This is a genomic window from Mediterraneibacter butyricigenes (genome assembly GCF_003574295.1).
Lineage (GTDB): Bacteria > Bacillota > Clostridia > Lachnospirales > Lachnospiraceae > Mediterraneibacter_A > Mediterraneibacter_A butyricigenes.
The window spans coordinates 1,171,480-1,190,792 of record NZ_BHGK01000001.1 but is presented as its reverse complement, the minus strand read 5'-3'; the positions used below and the strand labels follow the sequence as shown (position 1 = coordinate 1,190,792).

Sequence of the window (19,313 nt, the reverse complement as noted above, 5' to 3'; positions counted from 1 at the left end):
GAGTACGTGAATAATATTTATTGCAAAACAAACTTATCTGCAGATTCCTGGCAGGATTCGATTAGAAAGGCAGCACTTCCTTTAATACAGAACAATTACATTGAGAAACGCTATATTGATAGTATGATTTGTTCTGTGCTAGAATATGGCCCTTATATTGTCATAGATAAGGGAATTGCTCTGGCACATGCCAGGCCAAATGATGGGGTGTTAAAAACTGGAATTGCATTAGCAACATTTACACCGGCAGTAAAATTTGGCTCTGAGAATGATCCTGTTAAAATTATGATAGTTTTAGCGGCAGCAGGAGATAATGAACATGTGGAATTGCTGGCGTTTATTGCAGATCTTTTAGGTGATGAAAATAGTATTAAAGAGATTCTTAGTGCAACAGATGATGAACAATTAAACAGTAAAGTGAGAGGTATATGCTATGAATAGTATAAATACAGTAATAGATTGGTTATTTGCTAATGTAATTGGGGAAAATGCTATTTTTTTAGGCTTAATTGCATTATTAGGATTATTACTCCAAAAGAAGAATGGACGGGAAATTCTTACAGGTGTTGTTAAAACGATATTAGGATACTATATCTTTACAGCAGGAAGCAATCTTGCTATTTCTGCAATACAAATTATCAACACTGTATTAACCCCTTCATTGGGCGTTGAAAGCGGAATTGTACAAACTAGTGGAACATTTATGATATATTTAGCAGAGGGAATGAAATATTTGTCTCCAAGAATTATGCCTTTGTTTATTGTTTCGTGGTTTGTACACATCTTACTTGTTAGGGTATTTAATAAGTATTTTAAAGCTGTTTATTTAACAATTCATAAAGCTCTGGAATTTATGTGCATTTTTATGATTTTTTTCTATTCAGTTATGGGCTGGAAAGGAATTATGTTATATGTTCCTGTGGTTGCGTTTTCAGCATTGTGGTGGAGCATTTCACCAATGTTGACATACAAAACATCGATGGAAATGACAGAGGGAGGTTTCTGTCTGGGACATGGTAATCAGTTTGGAGCATTTATTGCAGATAAAATAGGTGGATTTTTTGGCGATCCAGAAAAAGATGACACAAATAACTTACAATTACCGGGGTTTTTGAATATATTTAGCGACTCAACATTAAATTTGACTATTTCTATGATTGTTACATTTTTGGTAACTTGGATTATTGTAGTATTTATTGGAAACCCAACAGCCTTAGCTACATTAAATGAGTCGGCAGGTGAATACAATTCTTTTGTTTATATGATTATTCAAGGATTTAAATTTGGAGCAGGTGCGGTTATTTTGTTGCAGGGTATAAATATGTTTTTATCATCGTTGGTTCCTGCTTTTCAGGGGATTTCCGAAAAACTTATTCCTGGAAGTGTACCAGCAGTGGACTGTATTGCATATTTTGGATTTTCTCCGATATCAGTTATTTTGTCCTTTGTTTCGTATCTGGGGGCAGGAATTTTGTGTACTGTATTTTGTCTGATATTTAAAACTCCAATTTTCTTGTTTTTCGCTGTACCTTCAGCATTTTTTGATTCAGCGTCTATTGGTGTATTTGCAAATTATAAGGGCGGTTGGAAAGCTGTAATCGTAGTTGGTTTTATTTGCGGATTAATTTCGCATATATTTGGAGGTGTTTTGGCTTATTCCATGGGAATTCTGGCAGAAGGGATTGCGGCACCATCTATTGACAGTAACTTTATTCCAAGCATTATTTTTATGATTTTTAGATTATTTAAATAAAAAGTGACTTGCCAATTATGGTGAACTTATATAGTTCGAAGAAAATTAACTTTACTTAGAAATTAGGAGGAAATAGTATGTATAAAATCATGACAATTTGTGTAAATGGAGTTGGTACTAGCATAATGGCAAAAAAACTTGTTTCAAATAGTATTTCTGAACTTGGGTATAATATTAAAGATATAGAAATTGATGAGACTTCTTTTTCGAAAGTTGAAACAGTATCTTGTGATTTGCTTATAACAACGGCGGGGCTGGGAGAACGAATTCCCGATAGTGTTAGATCACATATCGATGTCGTTACTGTTGTGAATATGATAAGTGGAAAAGAGAAGATGAAAGAAGCTTTAAAGCCGTATTTGGAAAAAGCAGCAAATGATGGTCTGATTTCGAAAAAATAATAGGTATTTTAAATAATCTTAAAGAGCTGTACAGGCTTAGGTTCTTGCTTAAAGCCTGTGCAGCTTTGATCTTATTATGGTTATGCTTGATTATTGGATGTGGTAGTGAAAAAGAAGTTATTGGCTAAAATATAAAAGGAGATTGAGATGGAATCAGGTATTATATTTGATATTCAAAATCTTTCATTGCATGACGGTCCAGGTCTGAGAACTACAGTGTTTTTTAAAGGATGCCCATTACGATGTTTATGGTGTGCAAACCCAGAGTCACAAAGTAGTCAACCAGAAATGATGTATTATAGCGATAAATGTGTACACTGTATGGCATGTAAAGAGGTTTGTCCTACGGGTGCGGTATTTACAAGGAAAGGGTGTATTGGATGTGGCAAATGCATGGAAGTATGTATGTATTGTGCCAGAAAGTTGGTTGGTAAATCAATGACATCAGATCAGGTGATGGAAGAGATAAGAAAAGACTCCATGCTTTATAAAGAGTCGGACGGTGGAGTGACATTCAGTGGAGGTGAGGTATTAAGGCAACCAATGTTTTTATTGGAAATTATCAAGCAATGTAAGCATGAGCGTATTCATACTTTGCTTGATACAACGGCATATTGTAGTCAGGAAATTTTTAATGAGGTATTAAAGTATATTGATTTGGTATATGTTGATCTGAAGTGTGCATCAGATTCAGAACATAAAAAAATGACCGGAGTGTCAAATTCAAATATTTTAAAAAATATACAGTTTATGGATAAGATTGGAAAAGCGTTTGAAATAAGAATGCCGATTATTCCTGGATATAATGATTCGATGCAGATATTGGAAACTGATATTCGGTTTATAAAAACGCTAGAGACGAAACCAAAAGTGTGGCTCTTGCCATTTCACGCATTTGGAAAAACAAAATATGAGACCCTTGGCATGAAATGGCCTATGGGGGATAAAAAAAATATGGATCGCGATGAATTGAAAACAATAGCAAATTTATTTGTTGAGTATGGTATCGATACAAAAATTCAATAGTAGAAAGGGAAAATAGTATGAGAATTGTGATATTAGATGGATATACAGAAAACCCAGGGGATTTGAGCTGGGAAAAACTAAATGAATATGGCGAGGTTATTATTTTCGATCGCACAGAAAATAAGGAAGAAATAATTTTGAAACGGATTGAGGGAGCAGAAATTATAATTACAAATAAAACGCCGATTTCAAAAAAAATTATAGAGGCTTCAAAAGATTTAAAGCTAATTTGCGTCTTAGCTACTGGATATGATGTCGTTGATGTTATTGAGGCAAAAGCGGCTGGAGTAACAGTATGCAATGTTCCAAGTTATGGTACTGATTCAGTAGCTCAATATTCAATAGCTCTTTTACTGGAAATATGTTGTCATATTGGTCATCATAATGATACCGTTCAAGAAGGTGTTTGGTCAAAATGTGTAGATTGGTGTTATTGGGATTATCCGTTGATTGAATTGGCAGGGAAAACGATGGGAATTATTGGTTTTGGAAGAATTGGTCAGGCAGAGGGGAAAATTGCTCGGGCTTTAGGAATGAATGTAATTGCGTATGATGTGAACTGTAATGAAAGTGGGAAAAAATTAGCAGAGTATGTAGATTTGGATGCACTGTATGAAAAAAGTGATGTGATTAGTTTACACTGTAATTTGACAAGGGATAACCAACAAATGATTAATAAGGATTCCATTGCTAAAATGAAAGATGGAGTGATTATTATTAACAACTCACGAGGTGGATTGATAAATGAGCAAGAATTAGCAGATGCTCTTAAAAGTGGTAAGGTGAGAGCAGCAGGTTTGGATGTTGTTTCTACAGAACCCATTGCAGAGGATAATCCATTATTAAATATTGAGAATTGTTTGATTACGCCGCATATATCATGGGCGTCCATAGAATGTCGTCAGCGTATTATGGAGACAACACTTTCTAATATAGAAGCTTATTTACAAAAGAAAGCAATTAATGTTGTATTTTAGAACATTAGACGGCAATCGCCATATCAGATGGGGATGGGATACATGAATTGTTATTTTTACAAAAGGAATAAAACAAAGAAACACCAGAATCGACATTTGCCGGAACTGGTGTTTCTTAATTGAGAAGTTAATCTTTTACAGCGCTTTCTGTTAAATCGGCTATCATTATCAGTTCTCACCATGATGGGAAGAACAGGTTGTCTCCGATAACCACACCTGCACGGCCGGTGGATGGAGCATAGAGGAAATAGTAACAGTTGCTGACCTCTGACAGTCTGGCTCCACCGAGGGCTGCTTTTGCAACCTGATAAGCTAGGGAGCTCGGTCCACTTGCAATCTTTCGCTCTAATTTACCGGTCCATACCGGCTGGAACTGTCCGGGTGCGTATACAACACCACTGATACTGTTCGGAAAACTGGAACTGTTGACACGGTTCATAATAACGGTTGCAACAGCCAACATGGAGTTGTAATCCTGTATCGCTTCACAGTCCAGAATTGCTGCAAATACATCCAATTCACTGGCACTAACGTTCATATTAGAGCCGTTGTTGGTCGGAGTACCGGATGTGTTGGCACGATTCCCTGAGGAACCGGCTGCTGCGGCTGCGGCAGCGGCTTCTGCTTGTTTTCTTGCTTCTTCGGCAGCCTGCGCTTCGGCAATCTTCTTTTCGTATTCTGCCAGATTGGTAGAAGTTTCTTTGGCTTTGGCCTGAAGTTCGGTCTGTTTGGTATTCAGTTCGTCTTTCAGATCACTGAAAGATGCTTTCTGCTCGTCCAGAGTTTCTTTCTGGTCTGCAATATCCTGACGGATATCTTTTAACTCCTTTAACATATCACGGTCGTAACTGCTGATATTCTGGATGAAATCTGCTTTATTCAGAAAATCGGACATGTTTTTCGCAGAGAACAGGAGTTGCAGGAGTGTCGTATTACCGGATTCGTACATATATTGAATCCGAACTTTCATATCTTCGTATTGGGCGTCTTCTTTTTCCTTCGCATCGGCGAGGGCGTCTTTGGTACGCTGGATCTCGGCCTCGGTCACCTCCATCTGCATCTGCAGATCCGTAATCTCACCGCTGATCTTGTCTAGCTCGGAATTAATGGAATTCAACTGATTCTGCAGCTCGGATTTTTTGTTCTGCATATCGTTGATATCTTCCGCACATACGGTCAAAGAAGAAAAGGCCATCATGAAAGTACATGCAATCGCAGTGCAGGCATGTAGCTTACATTTCAATCGCAAATTCATAAAATAGATTCCTTTCTGATCAATATTCAATTTCGTTTCAAAAACGGTTGCCTGAGTATTATACTACAAATTGCTTTATTAAGCAAATTTTGCTACAATAGAAAAGAATTTGACTGGAAGAAATTTGACTGGAAGATTTAAGCATAGAAAGGATACATTATGAATCATAGAATAAAAATGATCGGAATGGATCTGGATGGGACGTTGCTGACCAATAAAAAAGAGCTGCTACCCTATACGAGATCGGTTCTGAAAAAGGCAATCGACGCGGGAATCGAAGTGGTGGTTGCCACTGGCAGACCTTATAATGGAGTACCGAAAGAATTGAAGGAGTTTGAGGGGATTCGTTATGCACTGACTTCCAATGGAGGAAGAATCGTAGAAATCGAAACAGGGGAGGCCTTAAAAGAAATCCTGATTCCACAGGACAAGGCAGAAGAGATCCTTCATATTTTTGAGAATTACGATACAATCCCGGAATTACATTGCCATGGGCAAAGTTACCTGAACATCGGGCAGCTTCCGGAATTGAAAGAAACGATAACAAGTCCTTATGCAATGCAATACATACTGGATAGCAGGCAGATGGTATCTTCTCTCTGGGAGATCCTGGAAGCAAATCCGGGTGGATTAGATAAGGTGCGGGCCTTTTTCAAGAGGAAAGAAGAGCAAAAGAAGGCCAGAGAACGGATTTTACAGATTGGCGGAGTCGAAGTGGTTTCTTCAGTGGAAGAAGATTTGGAAGTCAATGCGGCCGGCGTGGATAAAGGAAAAGGAATGTGCGCTCTGGGAGAAGAGCTGGGAATCAAACCGGAGGAGATCCTGGCATTCGGAGATAATGAGAACGACTGTGAAATGTTACGGATGTGTGGAATTGGTGTTGCGGTAGCAGACGCCATCAACGCGGCGAAAGAGGCTGCTGATCTGATTGCAAGAAGTAACGAAGAAGAGGGAGTAGCCCACATGATCGATCACTTGGTGTTCGGAGAGGGGGAATAAAAGATGTTAGAAGCGTTAAAAGTAATCATACTGGGACTGGTAGAGGGAATCACAGAATGGTTGCCGATCAGCAGTACCGGTCATCTGATCCTGGTGGAAGAATTTATTCATCTGAAATCCAGTGATGCCTTTGTATCTATGTTTAATGTAGTGATTCAGCTTGGAGCAATCCTGGCGGTTGTGGTAATTTACTTTGAAAAACTAAATCCATTTTCTTCCAGAAAAACGGAAAAACAGAAACTCATGACGATTCAGCTTTGGGTGAAGGTCGTCATTGCAACCTTGCCGGCTCTGGTTTTCGGTTTATTGTTGGATGACTGGATTGATGCCCATATGATGAATGCGTTTGTCGTAGCTCTGATGTTGATTCTGTATGGTATTGGCTTCCTGTTTGTGGAGGACTATAAAAAGGGCACAAAACCAAAGGCTGAGAGATTGTCGCAACTGACCATCCCGATGACATTGGCAATCGGAGGATTTCAGGTGCTGGCCTTGATCCCGGGCACGTCCAGATCGGGTGCAACGATTCTTGGAGGACTTTTGATCGGGGCATCCAGAGCAGTAGCTGCTGAATTTACATTTTTCCTGGCGATCCCAGTCATGTTCGGTGCAAGTTTCCTGAAGATCGTAAAATTTGGATTTCATTTTACAGTGGGAGAATTCTTCTTACTGATCCTTGGATGTGCGGTATCGTTCGGAGTCTCCGTAGTAGCCATCAAATTCCTGATGGGATATATCAAGAAACATGATTTCAAGGTTTTCGGTTATTATCGAATCGTACTGGGAATTATCGTACTGCTTTATTTCGGGATAAAAGCATTAATCTGATTTTATGCATAATATAAATCGGAATATTAGCAGAATACGCAGGAAATTAGAGAAATGGGCTTGTTTTTTCGGAAAAACGTGATAATATTAAAACTAATTGTGCATGTTTATGCATAATCCCGTTTTTCAGGGACATTTATTAAGGAGGAGAAAAAGATGAAAAAGAAACTTTTAAGCGTAGTACTTGCTGCTGCATGTGTTCTTTCTATGGCAGCTTGTGGTGGAAAAAGCAATGATTCAGCAGACGATAAGAAATCCGATGGAGCAGTGACTGCAAAGGTGATTGATATCGATCTGACAGATGAAGAGTATGCGTTCGGTGTGGATAAGAATCAGCCGGAACTGCTGGAGCAGACCAATGCATTTATCCAGAAGATCAAAGACGACGGAACTCTGGATGAGATTTGTGATAAATATTTCGGATCCGGTGAGCCGGAAGGAGTAGAATCCGCAGAACTTGACAGCTCCAAAGACCAGCTGGTTGTTGCAACAAACGCAGCATTCGAACCATTTGAGTATACAAAGGGTGACACTTATTACGGTATCGATATGGAAATCGCTTCCCTGCTTGCAAAAGAGCTTGGAAAAGAACTGGTGATCCAGAACATGGACTTTGATGCAGTTTGTCTGTCTGTAAGTCAGCAGAAATGCGACATTGCAATGGCAGGTCTGACCATCAACGAAGAGAGACAGGAATATGTAACATTTACAGACTCTTACTATAAAGCTTCTCAGAGACTGATCGTAAGAAGTGATGATACTGCATTTGATGACTGCAAGACAGCAGATGATGTGGCAGCAAAACTGGCAGAATTAGACAGTTCTGTATCCATTGGTGTTCAGGCAGGAACAACCGGTCAGTACTATGTAGAAGGTGATGAGGACTGGGGATTTGACGGTCTGGAAGCAAAATGTGTAACTTACAAGAGCGGATCTTTAGCGGTACAGGATATGCTGAATGGAAGCATCCAGTATGTAATCATCGATGCAGCTCCGGCAGCAGCAATTTCATCCGCAATCAATGACGTGCAGTAATTAGGCACACCTGAGAAAACAAAAGGGAAGGCCTGGTAGGTTTATGGGAAATTTTGATCGGAAAGTTGAAAAATTTATCGAAGTATTTCTGGATCAGAACGGCTATGTAAAAGTTGTTCAGGGATTACAGAATACGCTGTTGATCGCAGTGACCGGTCTGCTGATCGGTATCGTGATCGGTACGCTGATCGCGACCGTACGTGTGCTGCCAAAATATAAAGTTCTGCCGAGAGTGTTAAATGGAATCTGCAGTTGTTACGTTGCGCTGTTTCGAGGAACACCTATGGTGGTTCAGCTGCTGGTATTTTATTATGTATTGCTGCCGATCATCGGCTGGCATATTACGGGAGTACAGGTGGCGATGCTGGTATTCGGGCTTAACAGTGGAGCCTACATATCAGAGATCATGCGAAGTGGAATTCAGTCAGTCGATGCAGGACAGATGGAAGCAGGACGTGCAGTGGGACTGGGATTTGGAGCCAGTATGGTGAAGATTGTGATTCCTCAGGCTGTGAAGAATATTCTTCCAACGCTGGGAAATGAGTTCATCTCTCTGATCAAAGAAACTTCCGTTGTAAGTTTTGTAGGAGCTTCTGATTTGTATGTGGCATTCAGCTATATCGGAAGCAACAGCTATGAATTTATGGTTCCGTATCTGGTAATGGCACTGATCTACATTGTGCTGGTACTGTTTATTTCATTGTTGATCAAATTATTGGAAAGGAGCCTGAAGAAGAGTGATAGACGTAATTGATCTGAAAAAGAACTTTGGGGATGTGGAAGTCTTAAAAGGCATCAATACCACCATCAACAAAGGTGATATCGTTGCAGTGCTCGGTCCTTCCGGTTCCGGAAAGAGTACATTCCTGCGTTGCCTGAACTGTATGGAAGATCCGACAGGCGGCAGCATCATTTTCAAGGGCGTGGATATCGCGGATATGAAAGTCGATATCAACGTGCACCGCAGACATATGGGAATGGTATTTCAGCATTTCAATCTGTTCAATAATAAAACAGTAATCCAGAATGTCATGCTTGCACCAGTGTATCTGGGATGCAAAGATATCAAGAAAGCAAAACGTAAAAATACAGGAATTAAAATAAAAAATCTGTTCCGCAGTCAGAAAGAAGATCTGATCCCGATCGAGAAGACGAAGGAGCAGGTCAAAGCCGAAGCAAGAGAACATGCGTTGGCACTGTTGAAGCGGATCGGTCTGGAGGATAAGGCGGATGTTTATCCATCCACGCTTTCCGGAGGACAGAAACAGAGAGTTGCGATCATTCGTTCGCTGGCGATGAATCCAGATGTAATCCTCTTTGATGAACCGACTTCGGCGTTGGATCCGGAAATGGTAGGAGAGGTTCTGGATCTGATGAAGAGTCTGGCAAAAGAAGGAATGACCATGGTTGTGGTAACGCATGAGATGGGATTCGCAAGAGAAGTTGCAAATCGGGTTCTGTTCATGGACGACGGACGGATCATGGAAGAAGCAGCACCGGAAGAGTTCTTTGGAAATCCGAAGAATCCGCGGCTGAAAGAATTTTTATCAAAAGTATTATGATTCATGTCAAAAGGGGCGGCAGATATGCGGCCCCTTTTGTGATATGCGGAAATATAGTGCGGTGGAAACATTGTGAGATCAGCGGATACAGTGAGAGGAAAGCTTTGTGGTCTCAGCGGATGCAGTGTGAGGAAAGCCTTGTGGTATCAGCAAATGCAGAATAATGGTAGATACAGGAGTATCGGGGAAAAGGATTAGAAAAAATATGAAATATAAACAGATAACGGAAGCGATATTTAAAGACAGACCCAATCGGTTTATTGCCCATGTGATGCTGGATGGAAAAGAAGAGGCGGTTCACGTGAAAAATACCGGACGGTGCAAAGAACTGCTGATCCCCGGCACAAGAGTCTGGCTGGAAAAGGGAGCGGGAGAAGGAAGAAAGACGCAGTGGGATCTAGTGACGGTCGAAAAGCAGAATCGTCTGATCAATCTGGATTCTCAGGCCCCCAATCAGGTGGCAAAGGAGTGGGTGGAAGCAGGAAATCTGTTGCCGAATCCGACGGTGGTACGACCGGAGACTACTTTTGGCAATTCCAGATTTGATCTGTATCTGGAAAATCAGGAGCGAAAAGCTTTTGTAGAAGTGAAAGGTGTGACACTGGAGCGGGAAGGCGTAGTACTGTTTCCGGATGCGCCCAGTGAGCGTGCGGTCAAGCATGTGGAAGAACTGATCAAAGCCGTAAAAGCCGGATATGAAGCCTGTATTTTATTTGTGATCCAGATGGAGGGGGTAAAATATTTCACCCCTAACAAGAAGACCCAGCCGGAATTTGCAGAAGCTCTGGTGAAAGCGCAGAAAGCCGGTGTGAAGATTCTGGCATATGATTGCCTGGTGGAACGGGATACGTTGACATTGAATCGGGAAGTACCGGTTATATTGAGAGAACCGACATTGATGGAACTGCAGGACCCGGTGGTGAACTGGTTCCGGGCCAATAAAAGAAAACTGCCCTGGAGAGAGCAGGTGTCTGCCTATCATGTATGGGTGTCGGAAATCATGTTGCAACAGACCCGGGTAGAAGCAGTCAAACGCTACTATGAACGGTTTCTGGAAGCGTTGCCGGAGATCAAAGATCTGGCGGAAGCACCGGAGGATACGATCCTGAAACTTTGGGAAGGACTGGGCTATTATAATCGGGTGCGGAATATGCAACAGGCAGCGATTCAGATACAGGAAGAATTCGGGGGATATTTTCCGGAAGATTATGATAAGATCCGGGAATTGAAGGGAATCGGAAGCTACACAGCGGGCGCAATCGCGTCCTTCGCCTTCGGAATCCCGGAACCGGCAGTGGACGGCAATGTATTGCGTGTTCTGACGCGGTATCTGGGTAGCAGGGAAGATATTATGAAGGCAAAAAACAAAACCCGGATCGAGGAAGCACTTCGGGAAGTAATTCCGAAAGAAGCGGCCAGTGATTTCAACCAGGGACTGATCGAAATCGGTGCCATTGTCTGTGTGCCGAACGGGGCACCGCTGTGTGAAAGCTGTCCGATTGCTGAGAACTGCGTGGCATACCGGGAGAATCTGACGGAGGAGATTCCGGTAAAGAAGAAAGCAAAAGAGCGCAGGATCGAAAAGAAGACCATTTTACTGTTCGAAGATAATGAACAAATCGCTATTCGAAAACGATCCAAGCGAGGACTTCTGGCAGGACTCTACGAATTCCCGAATCTGGAGGGACATTTGACACAGGATGAAGTGGTGGAGTATAGTAAGTCCATCGGATTATCGCCGATCCAGGTATGGCCGCTTCCGGCGACGAAACACATTTTCAGTCACGTGGAATGGCACATGACCGGTTATCGGATCCGAGTGGATGAACTGGAGAAAAACTGTACGGAGCCGCTAATCTTTGCCGGTCTGGATGAACTGGAAAAGGTTTATCCGATTCCGTCAGCGTTTGAGGCATATAAAAAAGAAGTGCCGAGATAGGAAAATAGAGAAAAACAGAACAAACAGGAAAGGAGCAGGGAACATGGAGAAAAAACTGGGATTTATCGGAACGGGAAATATGGCAGGTGCTATCATGGGTGGCATCATCAGTCAGGGGATTTTTAAACCGGAAGAGATCATAGGAGCGGATCAGTCAGAGGCTGGCAGAAAAAAAGTAAAAGAGACTTATGGAATCTGTGTAACCGAAGATAATAAAAAGGTAGTAGAAGAAGCAGAAATCGTGATTCTGTCGGTGAAACCTCAGTTTTATCCGGACGTGATCGTGGAGATCAAAGATCTGGTAAAAGAGGATCAGCTTCTGATTACGATTGCACCCGGAAAAACGCTGGAGTGGCTGAAAGAACAATTCGGAAGAGATTTAAAGATCGTTCGGACGATGCCGAATACACCTGCGATGGTAGGGGAAGGAATGACTGCAGCCTGCCCGAACGCACAGGTGACGAAAGAAGATCTGGACTGTGCGTTGTCGATCCTTTCCGCGTTTGGAAAAGTGGAAGTGGTTCCGGAACGTCTGATGGATGTGGTGGTATCTGTCAGCGGAAGTTCCCCGGCCTATGTATTTATGCTTATCGAAGCGATGGCAGATGCGGCCGTGGCAGACGGAATGCCGAGAGCTCAGGCTTATCAGTTCGCAGCACAGGCAGTTTATGGAAGTGCGAAAATGGTACTGGAGACCGGTAAACATCCGGCAGAATTAAAAGATATGGTATGCTCGCCGGCAGGAACGACGATTGAAGCCGTGAGAGTGCTGGAAGAAAAAGGATTCCGAAGCGCAGTGATCGAGGCAATGAAAGCCTGCACGGAAATTTCCGGAAAACTGTAAAACAGAACGAATAGAATAAAAATCGGGAATTCGACGGAACGGCAAAAAACAAGAAAGCGCCGATGATAAACCGGCGTAAGAAAAATAACAACGAAAAGAGCCGCGCAAGACGCACGGTTCCTTAGGAAAATATGAAAAAGAAATTTATATAAAAAGCACAAAGGCTTTTGTTTTTAGTCGGGCACCCATTACTGTGTAACAGCTATTACAGTAACTACTATAAAGGGAAATTGTGGCAAAACTGTGTTTAAACCATAAAAGGAATATGAAGAGATTCCTAATAAATTATGAAACGTGTTTATAACTGCTTTATAATTGAGAGAATGGCTTGAGAAACGGATGAAATTTAAAATTGGGAAAGTTACCGGAAGTCTTTGAAACAGAAGAAAGACCGGCAACTGAAATGGAAAATGAAAGATAGAAAACGGAAAACTTTCTTGAACAGAATCGGGGATATAAAAAGGAGGAAACGCAGATGTATGATATCGGAATCGTGGGAGGAGGAACCGCAGGGCTGACGGCAGCCGTTTACGGACAGAGAGCCGGAAAGCAGACAGCGGTCTTTGAATCTCAGAGTTACGGCGGACAGATCGTCGCGTCCAGTAAAGTGGAAAATTATCCGGGAATCTTAAGTATCACCGGAAGTGAGTTTGCGGAGAATCTGAAAGATCAGGCAGAAAGCCTTGGCGCCAAAACATTTCGGACTGCGGTAAAGGAGATCCGGGATCTGGGAGCCTATAAGGAAATTGTGACGGAGCGGGAAACCTATTCCTGCAAAACGGTGATTCTGGCGACGGGAGTGACGCACCGCCTCCTGGGCCTTCCGAACGAGAAGAAGCTGACCGGTGCGGGCGTGTCTTATTGCGCGACCTGTGACGGCATGTTTTTCAGCGGCAGAGAGGTGGCTGTGATCGGCGGAGGAAGCACTGCGCTTCAGGATGCAGTCTTTCTGGCAAATTACTGCAAGAAAGTGTATGTGATCCACAGACGGGAAGAATTCCGCGGAGAGCAGAGTTTGCTGCATACCCTGGAAACCCTGGAAAATGTAGAGTTGATCCGCAACACGATCGCGACAGAACTGCTCGGAACCGAGTTTGTGGAAGGACTGAAGCTGCAGAACACGAAGACACAGGAGATGGCGAAACTGCCGGTGGACGGAGTTTTTGTGGCAATCGGTTATCTGCCGAAGAATCAGCAATTTGCGGAACTGGTAGAGTTGGATGCGTCCGGATTTATCAAGGCAGGAGAAGACTGTAAGACGTCCAGAGACGGAGTGTTTGCGGCGGGAGACTGCCGAACCAAAGAAATCCGACAGCTTACGACGGCGGCAGCAGACGGTGCCGTGGCCGCACTGGCAGCCTGCAACGAACTGGCGGAGCAGGACCGGGAAGCTGTCTCTGAAGAAAGTGTGTTGGCGGCAGCAGATACAGCGGAAAACGAAACAGAAAAAGGAACAAATGCATGAAACGGAAACTGAATTATTTTTCCATAGACGGAGCCGTGGGCGGCAATCAGGAGTGGTTCCGCAATGTGGTCATGTATATGGGCGGATGCGCCGCGGCAACTGCCTGTGACAGTTGCATTTATCTGGCGAAATATAAAGGGCTGGAACAACTGTATCCGGGAAATGTCGAAGAGATGACGAAAGAAGATTATATTTCATTCTCCATGAAAATGAAGCCCTATTTACGACCGCGTATTCAGGGGGTAAAGAAGCTTTCCATGTTTCTGGAAGGATTTGACCGGTATCTGGAGGATTGTAAGGTAGAAACCATCGAAACCGGTGGATTCTCAGGGAATCATACCTGGAGAGAGGCGGCTGTATTTATCAGAGAGCAGATCAATCAGGGGATGCCGGTTCCTTACCTGATGCTGAGACACTGGAATCAGGACTACAAAGATTTTATCTGGCACTGGTTTCTGTGCTATGGCTATGAAGAAGGAATTGGAGGAGATCCGTTGGACGGGTTCAAAATCCAGGTGGCGACTTACGGGGAAGAAACGGAGTTCCTGTTAAAGGATCTGTGGGAGACCGGACAGGAAGAAAAAGGCGGTCTCATACGATTGACGGATCTGAGGGAATCCGATAAAATGGAAGGCAGAGCGTATTCTGAAAGAAGTGAGAAACAGGAATCTGAGAATACGCAGAAATAATATAAGAAAGAGCGAACATTTAAAGAAATAAAAACGAAGAAAAGAGGAAAAAGCAATGGCAAATCCAGTAGTAACAATCGAAATGGAGAATGGCGACGTTATGAAAGCAGAACTGTATCCGGAACTGGCTCCGAACACAGTTAACAACTTTATTTCACTGATCAATAAGGGATTCTATGACGGACTGATCTTCCATCGCGTCATTCCGGGATTTATGATCCAGGGAGGATGCCCGAACGGAAACGGAATGGGTGGCCCGGGATATTCTATTAAGGGAGAATTTTCACAGAACGGTTTTGCAAATGATCTGGCTCATGATGAAGGGGTGCTTTCCATGGCACGCGCTATGCATCCGGATTCAGCAGGATCCCAGTTCTTTATCATGCATAAAAAGGCACCTCATCTGGATGGCGCATATGCAGCGTTTGGTAAGATTACAGAAGGAATGGATGTGGTGAATAAGATTGCAGCAGTTCGTACAGATTTCAGCGACAGACCGTTGGAAGAACAGAAAATGAAGAAAGTGACTGTTGAGACATTCGGAGAGACTTATCCGGAGCCGGAGAGAGCATAGAAGAAGCGAAAAGCGCAGGGATGATTGAAGGAGCTCGACCGTAAATAGCTCCGGAGCGTTCGCGGGGATAACCCGGGGAAATGAAATGGAGCGGAAGCGTAAGAAGAAAAACACTAAACAGTTGTATAGACGCAGAAAGGATTGGGAGAAAACATGGATTACAGTAAAGCTGCACTGGAGCAGTTGGAAGCACAGAAAGGAAAACTGGAAATTGTATCAAAAGCAAAGGTAGAGACCAGAGAAGATTTAAGTATAGCGTATACTCCGGGTGTTGCGGAACCTTGCAGAAAGATCCGTGATAACAGGGACGATGTGTATAAATATACTTCAAAGGGCAATTTGGTAGCAGTAGTTACGGATGGAACCGCAGTCCTGGGACTGGGAGATATCGGACCGGAAGCCGGCATGCCGGTTATGGAAGGAAAATCCATCCTGTTTAAGAGATTTGCAGGGATTGATGCATTTCCGATTTGTCTGGATACCAAAGATACAGATGAGATTGTAGAGACGGTCAAACGGATTGCCCCGACCTTTGGCGGAATCAACTTGGAGGATATCTCTGCACCGCGCTGCTTTGAGATCGAACGACGCCTGAAAGAAGAACTGGATATCCCGGTATTCCATGACGACCAGCATGGAACGGCTATCGTGGTATCGGCAGGACTTCTTGGAGCGTTACGCTGTGTCGGAAAGAAAATCGAGGATGTAAAAGTCGTGATCAACGGAGCCGGAAGTGCGGGAATTTCCATTTGCCGTCTGCTTCTGGAAATCGGTGTGGGCGATGTGGTTCTTGTAGATAAGAACGGAGCTCTGGCACCGGGAGAAGACTGGATGAACGAAGCACAGGCAGAGATGGCAGAAAAGACCAACAAGGAACAGATCCATGGAACCCTTGCAGAAGTGATCAAGGGAAGAGACGTGTTCGTAGGTGTGTCCGCACCGGGAGTACTGACCGCTGAAATGGTATCCACGATGGCAGACGATGCCGTTGTATTTGCTATGGCAAATCCAATCCCGGAGATTATGCCGGAAGAAGCAAAAAAAGGCGGAGCACGTGTGATCGCAACCGGAAGATCCGATTATCCAAACCAGATTAATAACGTACTGGTATTCCCGGGCGTATTCCGCGGGGCATTGGATGCGAGAGCAACCGATATTACAGAAGAAATGAAGATTGCGGCAGTGTATGCGCTGTCTGAAATCGTAACAGATGAAGAAATTAACGAAGAATACATTATTCCGGATGTATTTGACGAGCGTGTGGCAAAGACCGTAGCAGAGGCGGTCGCAAAGAAGGCAAGAGAGACCGGAATTGCCAGAGCATAATCGGAAAATGAGAAGATAAACAAGGAATGTAACCTTGCGAAAACAGATAAGGGAAGTTGCAGATACGAAGAGAGCGGCAGAATCAGAAACAGACAGGAGACAGACGATTCATGAAAATGGTACAATCAGAAGATCTGGTTTATGAATATGTGAAACGGGATGAAGAGGGTAATGTGACTGGGACACACCGCGCCATTGATCACGTGGATATTGATGCGGAGGAAGGGCAGTTTATCGCTGTGCTGGGGCATAATGGCTCCGGGAAATCCACCTTCGCGAAGCATCTGAATGTACTTCTCTCCCCTACAGAAGGTGCAGTGTGGGTGGACGGAAAAGATACCCGACAGATGGAAGAACTGTGGAATATCCGGCAGAGTGCGGGAATGGTATTCCAGAACCCCGACAACCAGATCATCGGAACCATTGTGGAAGAAGATGTAGGATTTGGACCGGAAAATCTGGGGGTTCCCACCAAAGAAATCTGGAATCGTGTGAAGGAAAGCCTGAAAGCGGTGGGAATGTATGAACATCGTAAGGAATCTCCGAACAAACTGTCTGGAGGACAGAAGCAGAGAGTAGCGATTGCGGGAGTGATTGCGATGGAGCCAAAATGTATTGTGCTAGATGAGCCTACCGCCATGCTGGATCCGAACGGACGTAAGGAAGTGCTGAAGACGGTACAGCTTTTACGGGAGCGCAAGCACATGACGGTGATCCTGATCACACACTATATGGAAGAAGTGGTGGACGCAGATAAGATCTATGTGATGGATCAGGGACATGTGGTGATGGAAGGAACGCCGCGGGAGATTTTCAGTCAGGTCGATACATTGAAGAAATATCGTCTGGATGTGCCGCAGGTGACCATGCTTGCCTATGAATTGAAGCGGCGGGGACTGGAATTACCGGATGGCATCTTAAGAACGGAAGAATTGGTGGAAGCATTATGTCGATAAAATTAGAGCATATCAGTTATAAATACAGTCCGGGAACGGCCTATGAAAAGGCGGCACTGGATGATGTGAGTCTGGAGATCCCGCAGGGGTCCTTCGTGGGGATCATCGGTCATACCGGATCGGGGAAATCGACGCTGATCCAGCATATGAACGGTCTTTTAAAAGCCACGGAAGGTGCGCTGTACTATGAAGGGGAAAATATTTATCAGGTTGGGTACAACATGAAAAAACTGCGTACCCAGGTGGGCCTGGTTTTCCAGTATCCGGAGCATCAGTTATTTGAGGTGGATGTGCTGACGGACGTATGTTTCGGGCCGAAGAATCAGGGGCTGTCGCCGGAAGAATGCGAGGCGCGGGCAAGAGAGGCACTGGAACTGGTAGGATTTCCGGAAAGTGCCTATAAAGATTCGCCTTTTGAACTGTCCGGCGGACAGAAACGAAGAGTAGCGATTGCCGGAATCCTGGCCATGAAGCCCAGGGTGATGATTCTGGATGAGCCGACGGCAGGATTGGATCCGAAGGGCCGGGATGACATTCTGGATCAGATCGCAGAACTGAAAGAAAAGACCGGCATGACGGTCGTGCTGGTTTCTCACAGTATGGAAGACGTGGCAAAATATGTGGATCGTCTGGTGGTTATGGATCATGGGAAAAAGGCGTTTGACGGGACACCGAAGGAAGTGTTTGCCCATTATAAAGAACTGGAAGAAATCGGGCTGGCGGCGCCGCAGGTGACTTACATCATGCATGCGCTGGCGGAACATGGAATGAACGTAAAAACAGATGCAACAACGATAGAAGAAGCAGCAACAGAGATAATGAGGAGTATTCATGGTTAGAGAGATTACAATCGGACAGTATTATCCGGTGGACAGCATTTTGCATAAATTAGACCCCAGGGTCAAAATCGTATGTACCCTGATATTCCTGATCTCGCTGTTTGTTCAGAACAATGTGACCGGATATTTGCTGGCAACCATTTTTCTGGTGGCAGTGATTACATTGTCAAAAGTGCCGGCATCCTTTATCATACGAGGACTGAAACCGGTTCTGATTCTCTTGCTTTTTACAGGCGTGATGAATCTGTTTTTCACACAGGGCGGTGCCGTGCTGGCTCATTTCTGGGTCTTCACGATCACAGAAAAAGGACTTCGCACCGCGGTATATATGTCGATCCGGCTGATTTATCTGATTGCAGGATCCTCGCTGATGACATTTACCACTACCCCAAATGCATTGACAGACGGGATTGAGACGCTGTTGAATCCGCTGAACAAGATCAGAGTTCCGGTACATGAGATCGCAATGATTATGTCCATTGCCCTTCGATTTATCCCGATCCTGCTGGAAGAGACGGATAAGATCATGAAGGCGCAGATTGCCAGAGGAGCAGATCTGGAATCCGGAAATATGATCCAGAAAATGAAAAGTATGGTGCCGATTCTGGTACCGTTGTTCGTGTCGGCGTTCCGTCGGGCTAATGATCTGGCTATGGCGATGGAGTCCAGATGTTACCGCGGAGGAGAAGGTCGGACGAAGATGAAACCGCTGGTGTATGAGTCGCGTGACCGGGCAGCTTACGCGATTACAATTTTGTTTTTTATCGCGATGGCAGCAGGCGGTCGGATACTGCCGATTCATCTGTGGATCTTTTAGGAAGACAGAGAAACAGAAGAATACAGGT

At 43.9% G+C, this 19,313-nt stretch carries 20 protein-coding genes; 19 read left to right on the top strand and 1 reads right to left on the bottom strand.

Annotation, left to right across the window (positions count from 1 at the left end; genetic code table 11):
* Positions 1-6: 6 nt before the first annotated feature.
* The 5 genes from KGMB01110_RS05735 (at position 7) to KGMB01110_RS05715 (ending at position 4,157) form a co-directional block, all read left to right on the top strand.
* Positions 7-441, top strand: coding sequence for a PTS sugar transporter subunit IIA (locus KGMB01110_RS05735; RefSeq protein WP_158555700.1), 435 nt, complete (start codon positions 7-9; stop codon positions 439-441).
* Positions 434-1,753 (top strand): PTS transporter subunit IIC, encoded by a 1,320-nt coding sequence (locus KGMB01110_RS05730; RefSeq protein WP_117603093.1) that lies wholly within the window; start codon positions 434-436, stop codon positions 1,751-1,753. The genes KGMB01110_RS05735 and KGMB01110_RS05730 overlap by 8 nt, the downstream gene beginning before the upstream one ends.
* Positions 1,754-1,830: 77 nt before the next feature.
* A complete protein-coding gene (locus tag KGMB01110_RS05725; RefSeq protein ID WP_117603092.1) occupies positions 1,831-2,154 on the top strand; it encodes a PTS sugar transporter subunit IIB in 324 nt (107 codons plus the stop codon).
* 147 nt (positions 2,155-2,301) lie between these two features.
* Entirely contained in the window at positions 2,302-3,180 is an 879-nt protein-coding gene (locus KGMB01110_RS05720; RefSeq protein WP_119297801.1) for a glycyl-radical enzyme activating protein, read from the top strand.
* A gap of 17 nt (positions 3,181-3,197) precedes the next feature.
* Positions 3,198-4,157 (top strand): D-2-hydroxyacid dehydrogenase, encoded by a 960-nt coding sequence (locus tag KGMB01110_RS05715; protein WP_117603090.1) that lies wholly within the window; start codon positions 3,198-3,200, stop codon positions 4,155-4,157.
* 175 nt (positions 4,158-4,332) lie between these two features.
* On the opposite strand, the gene KGMB01110_RS05710 is transcribed toward KGMB01110_RS05715, so the two are convergent.
* Positions 4,333-5,412, bottom strand: a complete 1,080-nt coding sequence (locus KGMB01110_RS05710) for a coiled-coil domain-containing protein (protein WP_117603089.1) — start codon at positions 5,410-5,412, stop codon at positions 4,333-4,335.
* A 159-nt stretch (positions 5,413-5,571) separates the two neighbouring features.
* Between KGMB01110_RS05710 and KGMB01110_RS05705 the strand changes: the two genes are divergently transcribed.
* From KGMB01110_RS05705 to KGMB01110_RS05640, 14 genes are all read left to right on the top strand, one after another.
* Positions 5,572-6,411: a Cof-type HAD-IIB family hydrolase gene (locus tag KGMB01110_RS05705; protein WP_119297800.1), complete on the top strand. Its 840-nt coding sequence runs from the start codon at positions 5,572-5,574 to the stop codon at positions 6,409-6,411.
* 3 nt (positions 6,412-6,414) lie between these two features.
* Entirely contained in the window at positions 6,415-7,239 is an 825-nt protein-coding gene (locus KGMB01110_RS05700) for an undecaprenyl-diphosphate phosphatase (RefSeq protein WP_119297799.1), read from the top strand.
* 156 nt (positions 7,240-7,395) lie between these two features.
* On the top strand, positions 7,396-8,274 hold the full coding sequence (locus tag KGMB01110_RS05695) for a transporter substrate-binding domain-containing protein (RefSeq protein WP_117889635.1): 879 nt from the start codon (positions 7,396-7,398) through the stop codon (positions 8,272-8,274).
* Positions 8,275-8,317: 43 nt separating this feature from the next.
* Positions 8,318-9,028 (top strand): amino acid ABC transporter permease, encoded by a 711-nt coding sequence (locus KGMB01110_RS05690; protein ID WP_117889633.1) that lies wholly within the window; start codon positions 8,318-8,320, stop codon positions 9,026-9,028.
* Positions 9,012-9,836, top strand: a complete 825-nt coding sequence (locus KGMB01110_RS05685; protein WP_117889631.1) for an amino acid ABC transporter ATP-binding protein — start codon at positions 9,012-9,014, stop codon at positions 9,834-9,836. The genes KGMB01110_RS05690 and KGMB01110_RS05685 overlap by 17 nt, the downstream gene beginning before the upstream one ends.
* Positions 9,837-10,041: 205 nt before the next feature.
* Positions 10,042-11,775, top strand: coding sequence for an A/G-specific adenine glycosylase (gene mutY, locus KGMB01110_RS05680; protein ID WP_119299100.1), 1,734 nt, complete (start codon positions 10,042-10,044; stop codon positions 11,773-11,775).
* A gap of 43 nt (positions 11,776-11,818) precedes the next feature.
* Entirely contained in the window at positions 11,819-12,619 is an 801-nt protein-coding gene (proC, locus tag KGMB01110_RS05675; RefSeq protein ID WP_119297798.1) for a pyrroline-5-carboxylate reductase, read from the top strand.
* A 475-nt stretch (positions 12,620-13,094) separates the two neighbouring features.
* Positions 13,095-14,084: an NAD(P)/FAD-dependent oxidoreductase gene (locus KGMB01110_RS05670; protein ID WP_119297797.1), complete on the top strand. Its 990-nt coding sequence runs from the start codon at positions 13,095-13,097 to the stop codon at positions 14,082-14,084.
* Positions 14,081-14,773 (top strand): hypothetical protein, encoded by a 693-nt coding sequence (locus KGMB01110_RS05665; protein ID WP_243112685.1) that lies wholly within the window; start codon positions 14,081-14,083, stop codon positions 14,771-14,773. The genes KGMB01110_RS05670 and KGMB01110_RS05665 overlap by 4 nt, the downstream gene beginning before the upstream one ends.
* 55 nt (positions 14,774-14,828) lie before the next feature.
* Complete coding sequence (locus KGMB01110_RS05660) at positions 14,829-15,347, top strand: peptidylprolyl isomerase (RefSeq protein WP_119297796.1); 519 nt, start codon at positions 14,829-14,831, stop codon at positions 15,345-15,347.
* A gap of 153 nt (positions 15,348-15,500) precedes the next feature.
* Entirely contained in the window at positions 15,501-16,673 is a 1,173-nt protein-coding gene (locus tag KGMB01110_RS05655) for an NAD(P)-dependent malic enzyme (protein ID WP_119297795.1), read from the top strand.
* Between the two features lie 110 nt (positions 16,674-16,783).
* Positions 16,784-17,629 carry an energy-coupling factor transporter ATPase gene (locus KGMB01110_RS05650; protein WP_117889624.1) on the top strand — a complete coding sequence of 282 codons (846 nt, stop codon included), beginning with the start codon at positions 16,784-16,786 and terminating at the stop codon, positions 17,627-17,629.
* Positions 17,620-18,468, top strand: coding sequence for an energy-coupling factor transporter ATPase (locus tag KGMB01110_RS05645; protein WP_117889623.1), 849 nt, complete (start codon positions 17,620-17,622; stop codon positions 18,466-18,468). Before KGMB01110_RS05650 ends, KGMB01110_RS05645 begins: the two co-directional genes overlap by 10 nt.
* Positions 18,461-19,285: an energy-coupling factor transporter transmembrane component T family protein gene (locus KGMB01110_RS05640; RefSeq protein WP_119297794.1), complete on the top strand. Its 825-nt coding sequence runs from the start codon at positions 18,461-18,463 to the stop codon at positions 19,283-19,285. The genes KGMB01110_RS05645 and KGMB01110_RS05640 overlap by 8 nt, the downstream gene beginning before the upstream one ends.
* The last annotated feature ends 28 nt before the right edge of the window (positions 19,286-19,313 follow it).

What these genes read in the sequence shown, in the direction of transcription:
- KGMB01110_RS05730 (WP_117603093.1), top strand. Translation starts at nt 434, where the DNA reads ATGAATAGTATAAATACAGTAATAGATTGGTTATTTGCTAATGTAATT.
- KGMB01110_RS05725 (WP_117603092.1), top strand. Translation starts at nt 1,831, where the DNA reads ATGTATAAAATCATGACAATTTGTGTAAATGGAGTTGGTACTAGCATA.
- KGMB01110_RS05720 (WP_119297801.1), top strand. Translation starts at nt 2,302, where the DNA reads ATGGAATCAGGTATTATATTTGATATTCAAAATCTTTCATTGCATGAC.
- KGMB01110_RS05715 (WP_117603090.1), top strand. Translation starts at nt 3,198, where the DNA reads ATGAGAATTGTGATATTAGATGGATATACAGAAAACCCAGGGGATTTG.
- KGMB01110_RS05710 (WP_117603089.1), bottom strand. Translation starts at nt 5,412, where the DNA reads ATGAATTTGCGATTGAAATGTAAGCTACATGCCTGCACTGCGATTGCA.
- KGMB01110_RS05705 (WP_119297800.1), top strand. Translation starts at nt 5,572, where the DNA reads ATGAATCATAGAATAAAAATGATCGGAATGGATCTGGATGGGACGTTG.
- KGMB01110_RS05700 (WP_119297799.1), top strand. Translation starts at nt 6,415, where the DNA reads ATGTTAGAAGCGTTAAAAGTAATCATACTGGGACTGGTAGAGGGAATC.
- KGMB01110_RS05695 (WP_117889635.1), top strand. Translation starts at nt 7,396, where the DNA reads ATGAAAAAGAAACTTTTAAGCGTAGTACTTGCTGCTGCATGTGTTCTT.
- KGMB01110_RS05690 (WP_117889633.1), top strand. Translation starts at nt 8,318, where the DNA reads ATGGGAAATTTTGATCGGAAAGTTGAAAAATTTATCGAAGTATTTCTG.
- mutY (WP_119299100.1), top strand. Translation starts at nt 10,042, where the DNA reads ATGAAATATAAACAGATAACGGAAGCGATATTTAAAGACAGACCCAAT.
- proC (WP_119297798.1), top strand. Translation starts at nt 11,819, where the DNA reads ATGGAGAAAAAACTGGGATTTATCGGAACGGGAAATATGGCAGGTGCT.
- KGMB01110_RS05670 (WP_119297797.1), top strand. Translation starts at nt 13,095, where the DNA reads ATGTATGATATCGGAATCGTGGGAGGAGGAACCGCAGGGCTGACGGCA.
- KGMB01110_RS05665 (WP_243112685.1), top strand. Translation starts at nt 14,081, where the DNA reads ATGAAACGGAAACTGAATTATTTTTCCATAGACGGAGCCGTGGGCGGC.
- KGMB01110_RS05660 (WP_119297796.1), top strand. Translation starts at nt 14,829, where the DNA reads ATGGCAAATCCAGTAGTAACAATCGAAATGGAGAATGGCGACGTTATG.
- KGMB01110_RS05655 (WP_119297795.1), top strand. Translation starts at nt 15,501, where the DNA reads ATGGATTACAGTAAAGCTGCACTGGAGCAGTTGGAAGCACAGAAAGGA.
- KGMB01110_RS05650 (WP_117889624.1), top strand. Translation starts at nt 16,784, where the DNA reads ATGAAAATGGTACAATCAGAAGATCTGGTTTATGAATATGTGAAACGG.
- KGMB01110_RS05645 (WP_117889623.1), top strand. Translation starts at nt 17,620, where the DNA reads ATGTCGATAAAATTAGAGCATATCAGTTATAAATACAGTCCGGGAACG.
- KGMB01110_RS05640 (WP_119297794.1), top strand. Translation starts at nt 18,461, where the DNA reads ATGGTTAGAGAGATTACAATCGGACAGTATTATCCGGTGGACAGCATT.